Source organism: Paenibacillus sp. fava2, assembly GCF_058313675.1.
In genome coordinates this window covers 3,177,709-3,189,767 of sequence record NZ_CM177755.1, presented here as the reverse complement: position 1 = coordinate 3,189,767, position 12,059 = coordinate 3,177,709, and the positions used below count along the sequence as shown (strand labels likewise).

Below are 12,059 nucleotides of genomic sequence, written 5' to 3'. Positions count from 1 at the left end.
GTTCCTATTATTCGCGGTTCCTTCTGCCATTATTCGGCTGGCCGATCCTGATGTAGCACAAAAAGGATGTCCGCAAGCCGCGTGGCTTACCGGACATCCTTTTATTGACTGCTGCAGTATAATGTGCGTGCTGATCCTGCCTGATTACACTTCTACAGAACCTGTATAGACCACCTGAGCCGGACCGGTCATATACACGTGATTATCCTGTTCATTCCATTCGATGAACAAATCTCCGCCTTTAAGGCTGATCACCGCACTGCGGTCTGTCAGGCCATTCAGGACAGAGGATACCAGTGTTGCACAGGCTCCAGTACCGCAGGCCAGGGTAGGACCAGCTCCGCGTTCCCAGACACGCATGTCCACATGTCCGCGGTCAAGCACCGTTGCAAATTCTACATTCACTTTTCTCGGGAAAAGCGGATGAACTTCAAGCTTCGGTCCCCAGGTTGCCAGGTCAAAGCTGACAGCATCATCCACGTAGATCACACAGTGGGGATTGCCCATTGAAACGGCGGTAAACTTGAATTCAGCACCATCCGTTTCAATCGGCTGATCCAGCACCGGCTCGGCATCGATAGCTACCGGAATCTGTGTGCCGGACAATACAGGCTCACCCATATCCACCGTTACGGTTTCAACCACACCATCCTTCACTTTCAGCGATACCTTCTGCTCGCCTGCGCCAATGGTTTCGATCACAATCTCCTCCGACTCCACCAGCCCGTGCTCATAGACATACTTGGAGACACAGCGGATAGCGTTGCCGCATTGCTCAGCTTCAGACCCGTCCGAGTTCATAATGCGCATCATATAGTCGCCGCGTTCGGACGGCAGAATGTATACAAGCCCGTCGGCACCGATTCCAAAGAACCGGTTGCACAGCTTCACTGCCAGCTCTGCAGCATTAGCCGGCAGCTCCTGCTCGCCGAATACGATAATAAAGTCATTGCCAAGACCGTGCATTTTTGTAAATTCCATTGAAAGGTCCACTCCTAAAAGGTTTGTTAGTATTCACATGTGAACCAAGCATACCTCAAGGAGCGGGGACAATGCTATTGATTTTATGCTGAAATTTTTGTACTTTTCATCACCGGACGGCCGCCGCTCTTGCTACGGTTCTTTTTGCCGCCCCATACGCTGCCTGCTCCCATCAGGAATGTCGGGATGCCTGCGCTTACGAATACAAGGCACCATTCCCGGAAGTTCAGCGGCACGGTCTTGAAGACCGGCTGCAGCACCGGCAGGTACATGACGAGCAGCATCAGCACCACGGACGACAGGACAGCCAGCACCAGCGCCTTATTCTGCAGCGGGTTGCGGTGGAATACAGAGCGCGAGCTGCGGCAGTCAAACACATGGATCAGCTGGGCCATGACCAGGGTTGCGAAGGCTACAGACTGTGCGCGGATCAGCTGCTCCGCACTGCCAGGAGCGGTACGCAGCGTCAGCCAGAAGGCGCCGAGTGTGCAGAGCCCGATCAGCAGGCCGCGGCTGATAATCTTCCAGCCCAGGCGGCGGGCAAAAATATTTTCCTTGGCTCCGCGCGGCTTGTGCTCCATAAGATCCTTCTCCGGCTGATCTACTCCAAGAGCCATCGCCGGCAAGCCGTCCGTTACAAGGTTAACCCACAGGATCTGGATTGGCACCAGAGGCAGCGGCAGACCGAGCATCATGGCAAAGAACATGGTGAGGATCTCGCCGACATTGGAGGCCAGCAGGTAACGGATAAATTTACGGATATTCTCGTAAATATTCCGCCCTTCCTCAATTGCAGCAACAATTGTTGAGAAATTATCATCGCCGAGTACCAGAGCCGAAGCTTCCTTCGTAACATCGGTGCCGGTAATGCCCATAGAAATGCCGATGTCCGCCGCTTTGATCGCGGGAGCGTCATTGACGCCGTCCCCGGTCATGGCAACCACATGGCCACGCCGCTGCAGCGATTTGACGATCCTTAGCTTATGTTCAGGGGATACACGGGCGTAAACGTTGATATTATCAGCTACTTTATCCAGCTCGTCATCATCCATCCGGCTGAGCTGGGTTCCGGTCAGCACGGTTCCGCCGCGCTGCAGGATGCCGAGTTGGTGGGCAATCGCTTCGGCAGTCGTGCCGTGATCACCGGTAATCATTACTGTCTTGATCCCTGCCCGGCGGGTTACACTGATCGCATCGCGCACTTCGCGCCGCGGTGGGTCGATCATGCCGGCCAGACCGGCAAAGACGAGCTGGCTTTCCGCTTCCTTCTCACTGCCGGCTGTCTCACCGGAGCGAAGATCCCGGTAGGCCATACCAAGCACCCGCAGTGCGCCGGAGGCCATCTCCTCGTTCGCTTCAAGCACCTTCTGCCGCAGCGTCGGCGTGCAAGGCACAACCGCACCTTCCCACAGCATATAAGTACAGCTGTTCAGCAGGACGTCCGGCGCCCCCTTGGTGCAGATCATCCGCCCGCCCGGATGGCTGACGACAACGGACATCAGCTTGCGTTCCGAATCAAACGGGAATTCCTGATCCCTGGTATAGGTTACTGCGAGTGACTGTGCTGTCAGGCCCATTTTGGCAGATAAAGCCACCAGAGCGCCTTCCGTCGGATCACCCTTCAGCTCCCATACCGGCTGGCTGCTAAGAGAATTATCCACAGCTTCGCCCTTTTCCTTACCTTTGCGTTTGCCGCGCAGCTCTGCCGGGAAGGTCTCTACAATTTCGGCATTGCTGCAGAGCGCCCCGATCTGCAGCATACGCCGCAGATTCTGGTCATTTTTCAGATCAACCGGCTTCCCCTTTTGCATAACCTGTCCGGCAGGGGCGTAGCCCTCTCCGGTTACCTCCAGAATCCGTCCGGCGTTCCAAACACGTGTCACTGTCATTTTATTCTGTGTCAGCGTGCCTGTCTTGTCAGAGCAGATCACCGAAGCACAGCCGAGTGTCTCCACAGAAGGCAGCTTGCGGACGATGGCCTTGCGTTTAATCATCCGCTGCACGCCCAGCGCCAGCGCAATCGTGACGATCGCCGGCAGCCCTTCGGGAATAGCAGCTACGGCAAGGCTCACGCCTGCAAGGAACATTGCTGCTGCCGGCTGCCCGTGCAGGATACCGGCAAGCACTACAACTATGGTGAGACCCAGTGAAACATAGATCAGAATTTTGCCCAGCTGCTCCAGACGGTGCTGCAGCGGAGTTTCCTGCGATTCGGTGTTTTGGATCAGATCGGCAATTTTCCCCATCTCTGTATCCATACCGGTGCGGACAACAACAGCCTTACCTGTACCGCGGGTAATCATCGTGCCCATAAAGCCGATATTTTTCTGGTCACCAAGCGGCAGCTCGGCAGCAGAAATGGCATCGGCATGCTTCGATACAGGCAGCGATTCGCCGGTCAGCGCCGATTCTTCCGCATACAGCGCACTGCATTCCAGCCACCGGACATCGGCCGGAACACGGTCGCCGCTCTCCAGCAGGACGATGTCACCGGGAACCAGCAATCTGGCCGGGATAAGCTCCTGCCTGCCCCCGCGCAGCACTTTGGCATTAGGAGCCGACAGCTGCTTCAGCGCCCGCAGCGAACGCTCGGCCCTGAATTCCTGCACAAAGCCAAGAATCCCGTTAAGCAGGATAATGGCGACAATCGTAATGGCATCGAGGTACTCGCCCAGCAGGCCGGATACCAGCGTTGCCCCCATCAGCACCAGCACCATAAAATCCTTGAACTGGTTAAGCAGCAGGGTCAGCGGCGAGATTTTTTTCCCCTCCGACAGTTCGTTGAACCCGCCCTCCTTGCGTCTTTCCTCAGCTGCCTCTGCGCTCAGGCCCGCTCCCGGCTGAACGCCGAACAGCTTCTGCAGCTCCTCTGCACCGAGCCGGTGCCAGCTTTTTTGTTCCATATCGTTTCTTTCCCTCCCGGTCGTTTCTTGACTTCCGGCGGCGCACAGCTTTTCCACCTGTTCATGACCAAGTGTATTCATGGTCGTCCCAAAATATCACTGCCCGTCTGCTTTCCCTTTTGCGCGAATGTGTTAAAGTATGGCATCATAGGGAGTAGCACTTAATCATTTTGCGACAGGAGAGCTTTTATCATGGCATTAGACGGTATTGTTACCAGAGCGATCGTGCACGAGCTTCAGGCCTTTATCGGTGCGCGCGTCGGCAAAATATATCAGCCCAGCACACACGATCTTATCTTCATCCTGCGCGGCGCGGGAGGCGGAGGCAAGCTGCTGCTGTCTGCGAACCCGACCTATCCCCGCCTGCACCTGAGCGAACGCAGCAGCGTCAATCCGGCGGAGGCGCCGATGTTCTGCATGCTGCTGCGCAAGCATTGTGAAGGCGGAACCATTGAGAGCATTGCCCAGGTCGGCATGGAGCGGATCATTCATATCAACATCCGGACCCGTGACGAGCTTGGCGATGTCTCGGCCAAACAGCTGATCATCGAGCTGATGGGCCGCCACAGCAACATCATTCTTACCGATCTTGCCAGCGGCACGATCATTGACGGCATCCATCATGTAACCCCGTCAATCAGCAGCTACCGGGTTGTAATGCCCGGGGCCGCTTACACCGAGCCGCCGCAGCAGCATAAGCTGAATCCGCTTGAGGTCGGCGAAGAGGCATTCATCAAGCTGATGGCAGACGCTGAGGAAGCAGCACTGCTGGCCGAAAGCGAAGAAAAGGCTGAGCCTGAGGACATGATCGAAGGCGATATTGCCGATCTGCTGCGGTCGCTGGAAGGACCGGTGCAGGACGGAAGCGGCGGACCTGCTCCTTCAGCTGACCCTGTGGGCTGGATCGTACATGCTTTCAGCGGGCTAAGCCCTCTGATCGCCGGAGAAATTCTGTACAGGGCAGGTAAGGATTATGTACCGCAGAATCCTGAGGCCCCTGGAAAGCTGTGGTCGGCATTTGAGTCCGTAATGACGCCCGTAAGAGAGTTCCGGTTCGCACCGGTTTCCGGCAATAATGCCAAGGGCAAGCCGGTCTTTTCCGCCATTGCCCTGACTTTACTGGGCGAAGAGGTACGGCACTACAGTACGATTAGCAGCTGCCTGGAGGAATATTACGGGGATAAGGCAGAACGTGACACAGTCAAGCAGAGGGTCGCCGACCTGATCCGCTTCCTCACCAACGAGCGGAGCAAGAATGTGAAAAAGCTGGCCAAGCTGCAAAAGGATTTAGAAGAAGCGGATGACGCGGACCAGTACCGGATCTGGGGAGAGCTGCTCTTTGCCTCCCTGCATGCCGTGTCCAAGGGCGACAAGGAAGCCCGGCTGGTGAACTATTACGATGAAAATCAGGCAGAAATCACGATTCCGCTTGATCCGCTGCTCACGCCGTCGGACAATGCGCAGCGTTATTTCAAGAAATACAACAAGTACAAAAACAGCCTGCTTGTGATTGAAGAACAGCAGGCCAAGACACATGAAGAGATCACCTACATGGAGACGCTGCTGCAGCAGCTTGCCCATGCCTCACTCAACGATATCGAGGAGATCCGCGAGGAGCTGGTCAGCCAGGGCTACCTGCGCGACCGCAGCAAAAAGGGTAAAAAGAAGAAGAAGGCTACCCGGCCGACCGTCCAGGTCTATACCTCTTCTGAGGGAGTAGATATTTATGTCGGCAAAAATAACCTGCAGAACGAATACGTCACAAACCGTCTAGCCTCGCCTAATGACACCTGGCTGCATACCAAGGACATTCCGGGTTCGCATGTCGTGATCCGCAGCGAGACATTCGGGGATGCCACCCTGGAAGAAGCAGCCCAGCTGGCTGCTTATTACAGCCAGGCCAAGCAGTCGAGCAGCGTTCCGGTTGACTGCACCCTGATCCGCCATGTCCGCAAGCCAAGCGGTGCGAAGCCTGGCTTCGTCATTTATGACCGTCAGAAGACGCTGTTTGTGACACCGGATGAAGCACGGATTAAAGGACTGCCGAATGCGCTGAAAAGCTGAGTCAGCATATATCAAAAAAGCCGTACCGCAGGAAGAGTAGACATTCCTGCGGTACGGCTTTTCTATTGGACGCTGCTCCGGTCAATAGAGCAGCTGAAAGTTTCATAGATCAGGAGGCACATCATAAGCGTCCGCCCGGTAAGGTTATCTGCGGATACCTGCAGCATCGCGAAGCTGCTTCAGAACTTCCGCCGGTACGCTTACACTGCCCAGATCGCCATGGAAAATGACACCCTGGCGCGCGCCGTGAAAGTCCGAGCCGCCGGTAACAAACAGCCCGTATTGCTCTGCCATCACCATATAACGTGCAGCATCTTCAGGACTGTGGTCCGAGTGGTACGCTTCGATGCCGCGCAGTCCGCTGCGGGCAATAATGCCCTGCACCAGCGCATCATCGCCGTAGATGCCGGGATGGGCAAGCACAGGCGTCCCGCCTGCTTCAATAATCCATTCACAGGCTTCCTCCGGTGTAATACGCGGAGGAGATACATAAGCTGCTGCACCCTCAGCAAGATATTTGTCAAAGGCATCACGCATGTCGGCAGCGGCCCCGAGCCGCACCAGCTCATCGGCAATATGCGGCCGTCCGACGCTCTCGTCCGGCTTCAAGGCACGGCCGAGATTGGCAACCACCTGCTCCAGTGTAATATCAATACCAAGTTCACGCAGCCTGGCCAGGATCGCTTCGTTCCGGGCAGACCGGGTATCCCGCTGGGCTGCCAGCCTGGAGAGAAACCGCTCCTGTTCAGTGTCTATATAATAGCCCAGAACATGTATCTCCTTGCCTTCAGCACGGGTGCTGATCTCTACTCCCGGCACAACAGTAATGCCGTATTTCCGGCCAGCCTCCAGTGCCTCTGCAACCCCGCTCACCGTATCATGGTCGGTAATGGCTACGGCTGACAGCCCTTTATCAAAGGCGATCCGCACATTCTCCGCCGGCGGCTGCATGCCGTCCGAAGCCTGCGTATGCGTATGCAGGTCCGCATATCCCTGCAGACCGGTCCGGCCGGTTTCTTTTAAGATAATATCATCCTGCTGATTGTCCATCTCTGCCACCCCGTTGTTCAAAAGTAGGTACGCTGTTCATGCTATCCCATTCCTCACGGAGAATTCCCATCTTGATTGCATCGAAATATTTGCCGCGGACAATCCGCGCTTTGCGGATCTGCCCCTCCAGTGCCATACCGCATTTGGCGGCCAGTCCCATCATCCTTACGTTGCCCGACCAGGTGGCGATGCCAAGGCGGACTGTATCAATCGAATTAAACAGATAACCCATCCACATTTTAAATGCCTCGGTTCCGTAGCCGCCTGACCAATAACGTGAATCAAAAATAGTAATCCCGATCTCAAGCCAGTCCGTTTCCTCCGATACCCAGTACCAGTTGACCATGCCTTTGAGCGTTCCGTCTATTTCGATTACCAGCCTAGACCGCGGCTTGTCGGTCCGAGTCACCGCCAGCACTCCACGGCAGCTCTCTGCAAATTCCTCAAAGCTCTCTTCTTCCAGCGGGTAATACGGACCGTTCCACTTCTGAAACTCCTGATCCTCAGCCTCATAGTAGTGATAGTAAATGGTCCGGAGATCCTCTTCAACCAGATCTCGCAAAATCACCCTGTTTCCCTGCAGCCGTACCCCCATATCCTATCCCCCGCTTTATCTGTCTTGTTCCACAAGCCGGGCCCTGCTCTCCTACCGGTCGTCCTTATGCTCACGCAGATAAGTCAGGAAGGTGACTGCCGGGATCGGCAGCAGCGTTGACTTCAGATGAATGGCATAGAACTGCCGCTTGAAGGAGGCATCCGTAATATCGACAACCTTGAGCAGCCCCAGCGCCACTTCATGCTTAACCGAGGACGTAGAGATAATCGTGATGCCCAGGCCGGCTTCTACTGCCGATTTTACCGCACCGGTACTGCCCAGCTCCATGACGATTCTCATGGCTCCAGGATCAAGCCCTTTGTCTAGCAGCTGCTCCTCCATCACAATACGGGTACCCGACCCCTGTTCCCGCAGGACAAACGGGTATTGCAGCGCATCCGCCAGAGTAACCTCCTCCTGATCGGCCAGCGGATGCCCCCACGGTACGATCAGCTTCAGCTCATCCCCCATCACCGGCTCCAGCATCATGGCCGGATGGGCTACCGGCGCTTCAACCAGCCCGAAGTCCAGCTGATGCTTATGGATCTCCTCGATAATCTGTGAAGTATTCATAACCTTCATGTTAATAGAGATATTCGGATAGTCTTTGCCGAACGGCCCAAGCAGGCGCGGCAGCACATATTCGCCGATGGTCAGGCTCGCCCCGAGCTGCAGCCGCCCCTCCAGCATATGCGTGAACGCCGACATGGCCTGATCCGCTTCGCGGATCAGCTGGATGCTCCGCCGTGCATACGGCAGGAGCACCTGTCCCGCTTCCGAGAGTACGATCTTCTTGCTGGAGCGGTCAAACAGCTTGGTGCCGAAATAATCCTCCAGCGACTGCACCTGCATCGTAACCGCAGGCTGTGTCATATGCAGCCGCTGGGCTGCTGCCGAGAAGCTCCCCTGCTCGGATACCGTATAAAAAATATGAAGCTGATGAAAATTCATGTATTCAGGACTCCTTCAATGCTGTATAGATCGATCTTTTTAAAAAAAGGCATGCGGTCCTCGGCCGCATGCCTTTTTGCGTACTGCTGCGCGCTATCTGCGTTTGCGGCGCTTCTTCATCAGCTTCATCCGGCGGGAATTCCGCAGACGCGAGAAGTAGCCCTGCAGATCACGCAGCTGCGGAGTCGCCGAGATCCGCCCCAGAAAGGAAACAATCACCATCACGTGCAGCGGCCGGCCGGACAGGCTGGTGACACCCTCCAGCTCCTTGAACTCTGCAATCACAACGGTATCCTCATCGATCAGATAGGCGTTGTATTTGCTCTGCAGATACGGCTTGATCCGGTTCTGCTTCAGGCATTGCCACAAAAAAGCAGCAGGCTCTGCACCGGCATCTCCTTCCCGGCTGACCCGGTCCGCATAGCGGCTCTGCGCGTGGCTTGTTATCACAATATCAGCGACCCTGTAGTCATTCAGCATGATGTGAAAAGGCTCATATGCCCCCCACCAGTCTATCCCTTTGCCATGCATCATCATCACTCTCCACCGGAAGGGTCTAGGGCATGCTCTTATTGTTGTCAATCTTACCGCATTGACGCAGCTTGTTCAAGCATGCCGCTCCGGTCAGGCCCGTATATCAGGCTTGTAGTCAGTGGCTCACTTTGCTCATTGCAAGGTCAGAATCATCCACATAGCTGCTGCCCTTGATCTTCTTGCATCTTTTTTTGAGCCGTGCCGCCTCCTCGGACAACGCCTCAATCGAAGCAAACTGGCGAAAACGGTTGGTTACAACCGCAACAGAGATCGAGACCAGCGGGATCTTTTCCATGCCGCCTGAACGGCCTTCAGTCAGAACATACTGCTGAGCCAGATGGCCCGGATGATAGAACTCTTTTATAACCTGCTCAAAATCCCTGATAATGGCCCTGCAGCAGTCCTCGAACTGGTAGTCGTTAATAAAAATAATAAAGTCATCCCCACCGATATGCCCCAGGAACCCTTCAAGCTGCAGGGCGCAATGCTTCAATATCTCCGCAGCAGCCTGGATCAGCCGGTCCCCTTCTTTGAATCCGTACGTATCGTTATAAGCCTTGAAATGATCAAGATCTATGTATAATACACTGAATTGCTCCTGCAGCAGCGACTTTACCATCCATTCATTAATGCTCAGATTGCCCGGCAGGCCGGTTAGCGGATTAAGAAAGCTGGCTGCCACCGCCTGAATCTCGGCAAAGTTCAGCAGCAGGTCGCGCACGCTCACCGCACCGAACAAACGCCCCTCATGGGTAACGAGCACATAGTCGTAGAGATTCTCCTCGCTTCTGTCCATCGCCAGCCGGCTGACCTCCGTAATCCGTGTCTTGTAGTCCACCACTAGCGGATTGCGGTCCATGACGAGCTCCACTGCCCTGCCCATATACAGCGTATAGCCATACAGCGTTCCGATCTGCTGATAAAAGCGGATACGCATAATCAGGGCTACGGCTTTCCCGTTTTCCGTAACGGAAACACCTTGCAGCCGGGGATTGCTTTTGAATATCTGATCCACAAATTCACATTTATGATGCGGGGAAATCTCCGGGATTTGCTCCGCAATTTCACCGATTTGAAGAAACATAGCCATAGACTCCCCTTCCAGCAGCTTTGATAGGCTCTACAGGACAGCTGCCCTGTACCGGAAGCTGCCCCGGCCTGCCCAGCGCATAACCTTGTCCGAATTCGATGCCAGCCCTCTGCAGATATACCAGCTCCTCCGCTGTTTCGATGCCTTCCGCAATGACTTTGGTGGCCGAACGGGCCGCATACTCCCGGATCAGCTCCAGCAGCTCCTGCTGTTCCCGGCAGCCGTGGATGCCCCGGATCAGCGACTTGTCCAGTTTAATGAATTCAGGCTTGAGGTATACCAGCGTTTTGAGGCTGTTGTAGCCTGAGCCTGCATCATCAACCGCTATGCGGAAGCCCTGCTCACGGTAATGGGACAGCACCTTTTCAAAGCCGACATAATCCTGTACAGCCTGCCGTTCAGTCAGTTCAAACACGACACGCTCCGGGGACAGCCCAAGCGACTGCAGCAGGGCCAGCGTCTCCCCGCTCTTATGACGGGTATCATTCAGCACCCCCGGATGGACATTGATGAAGACTAACGTGCCGCTGGCACGGTCCTCCAGAGGCAGCCGTTCCATGTATCTCAGCAGTGACATCCTCCGGCAGTTCTGCTCAAAGCGGAACATCTGGTCCGTCCGCCCGGCAAATTCATAGAAGTGCTCAGTGGTCGGAAAATAGGTGGAGGATGGAGGACGGTTTAGCACCTCATGCCCGACTGTACGACCGGTACGCAGCTGCAGAATCGGCTGAAAATACGTATCCAGACGTTCATTGTTCATGATATCCAGCAGGGCGGATAACTGGCCGAGCTCCCGCAGCTCTCCCTTAAGCCTGACATTTAAATGCTGAAGATACCTGGGAATAGATTTTATCTTGTGGGACAGCGCCCGCTCTTTGCTCATTTTGATCACCTGTTTGCCTGTCTTCGTGAATTTTATCACTCTTAGCACAAGCATATACGCAAAGTATTAAGCGGTGATTAAATATCTTGCCAAATATCGACAATAGCCCACTTTATTTCAGGCCTGTTTCAATTCAAAACAAAAAGCAGACGCTTAGAGCGCCTGCTTCCTGATAACAATCCGCCTATGAACTTATCCTACAAGCCGTAATAACGTGACTTGTCCTGTCCGTTGCTGGTATATTCCGTCTTCAGTTCATTGCGGTAGGATCTTTCGATCTTACGTACATATGAGAGTCTGCGGACGTTCTTCATCACTTCTTCCGCACGTTCTGCGTTCACATACATTACCGCATAATGCATCCTCCGGGAGACATAATGCAATGTTCCGTATTTCTCAAGGTTGCGTGCCGCCTTGACATCGCTGACCCATACGATATATCCTGTCCGTTCCGCAAACATAAGCTCATCCGCCCTTTCATTCTCTCCCCTGCATGGGGCAGCTTATCCGCAGGAGCATTTGCCTCCGCTGCCGCATCCGCCCTTTGGCGACGGATCATTGCTTGGCACCTTGATGCTATCCGATACCGAGAATGCGATCGCTTCCGACATTGAGTGTAAAATATCGTCCAGCGTCGCCTCCGCCTGCTTGAAGCGGACGACCTCCTCGAACAGCTCAAGCTCCTTCTCTACTGCTGTCACTTCGTCCTTGGCCATATGGTAATTCGGGTGAAAATGCCCGAAACGTTGCGTCTCCTCGAACAGCTCCTTCTTGCTCTGCAGCCGTCTGACCATGGCCTGGATTTCGGGATTGGCGCTTACGCGCCCCTTCCAGTATAAATAATCCGACACTTCAGCGGATTGATTAATCATATCGCCTAATTCATAGGCGTATGTCAGCACTTCGGCCATATCGACCGTATTCAATTCCGCTACGCTCATGAACGTCAACTCTTTTCTGTACAGATGTTCTACAGCAATGTGTAGACTTTCCTATCATAACATAACC

11 protein-coding genes are annotated in these 12,059 nt (G+C 54.7%); 1 reads left to right on the top strand and 10 read right to left on the bottom strand.

Annotated features, from left to right (window positions below):
- Positions 1-144 precede the first annotated feature (144 nt).
- Positions 145-981 carry a diaminopimelate epimerase gene (dapF, locus tag AC4G46_RS13615; protein WP_491128403.1) on the bottom strand — a complete coding sequence of 279 codons (837 nt, stop codon included), beginning with the start codon at positions 979-981 and terminating at the stop codon, positions 145-147.
- A gap of 83 nt (positions 982-1,064) precedes the next feature.
- On the bottom strand, positions 1,065-3,884 hold the full coding sequence (locus AC4G46_RS13610; RefSeq protein ID WP_491128402.1) for a calcium-translocating P-type ATPase, SERCA-type: 2,820 nt from the start codon (positions 3,882-3,884) through the stop codon (positions 1,065-1,067).
- A 192-nt stretch (positions 3,885-4,076) separates the two neighbouring features.
- On the opposite strand from AC4G46_RS13610, the gene AC4G46_RS13605 reads away from it, so the two are divergent.
- The gene (locus AC4G46_RS13605) at positions 4,077-5,948 is read left to right on the top strand and encodes an Rqc2 family fibronectin-binding protein (RefSeq protein WP_491128401.1); all 1,872 of its coding nucleotides are present in this window, start codon (positions 4,077-4,079) and stop codon (positions 5,946-5,948) included.
- A 144-nt stretch (positions 5,949-6,092) separates the two neighbouring features.
- On the opposite strand, the gene AC4G46_RS13600 is transcribed toward AC4G46_RS13605, so the two are convergent.
- The 8 genes from AC4G46_RS13600 to AC4G46_RS13565 all read right to left on the bottom strand — a co-directional run bounded on the left by AC4G46_RS13600 (position 6,093) and on the right by AC4G46_RS13565 (position 11,992).
- Positions 6,093-6,998, bottom strand: coding sequence for a PHP domain-containing protein (locus AC4G46_RS13600; RefSeq protein WP_491128400.1), 906 nt, complete (start codon positions 6,996-6,998; stop codon positions 6,093-6,095).
- A complete protein-coding gene (locus tag AC4G46_RS13595) occupies positions 6,979-7,593 on the bottom strand; it encodes a GNAT family N-acetyltransferase (protein WP_491128399.1) in 615 nt (204 codons plus the stop codon). Before AC4G46_RS13595 ends, AC4G46_RS13600 begins: the two co-directional genes overlap by 20 nt.
- A 51-nt stretch (positions 7,594-7,644) precedes the next feature.
- Positions 7,645-8,544 (bottom strand): selenium metabolism-associated LysR family transcriptional regulator, encoded by a 900-nt coding sequence (locus AC4G46_RS13590; RefSeq protein ID WP_491128398.1) that lies wholly within the window; start codon positions 8,542-8,544, stop codon positions 7,645-7,647.
- Positions 8,545-8,637: 93 nt separating this feature from the next.
- Complete coding sequence (locus tag AC4G46_RS13585; RefSeq protein WP_491128872.1) at positions 8,638-9,075, bottom strand: hypothetical protein; 438 nt, start codon at positions 9,073-9,075, stop codon at positions 8,638-8,640.
- 118 nt (positions 9,076-9,193) lie between these two features.
- Positions 9,194-10,162, bottom strand: a complete 969-nt coding sequence (locus tag AC4G46_RS13580) for a GGDEF domain-containing protein (protein WP_491128397.1) — start codon at positions 10,160-10,162, stop codon at positions 9,194-9,196.
- Positions 10,143-11,090: an EAL domain-containing protein gene (locus AC4G46_RS13575; protein WP_491128396.1), complete on the bottom strand. Its 948-nt coding sequence runs from the start codon at positions 11,088-11,090 to the stop codon at positions 10,143-10,145. The genes AC4G46_RS13580 and AC4G46_RS13575 overlap by 20 nt, the downstream gene beginning before the upstream one ends.
- Before the next feature lie 158 nt (positions 11,091-11,248).
- Positions 11,249-11,512, bottom strand: coding sequence for a YlbG family protein (locus AC4G46_RS13570; RefSeq protein WP_039872590.1), 264 nt, complete (start codon positions 11,510-11,512; stop codon positions 11,249-11,251).
- A 42-nt stretch (positions 11,513-11,554) separates the two neighbouring features.
- Positions 11,555-11,992 (bottom strand): YlbF/YmcA family competence regulator, encoded by a 438-nt coding sequence (locus AC4G46_RS13565; RefSeq protein ID WP_491128395.1) that lies wholly within the window; start codon positions 11,990-11,992, stop codon positions 11,555-11,557.
- Positions 11,993-12,059 lie beyond the last annotated feature (67 nt).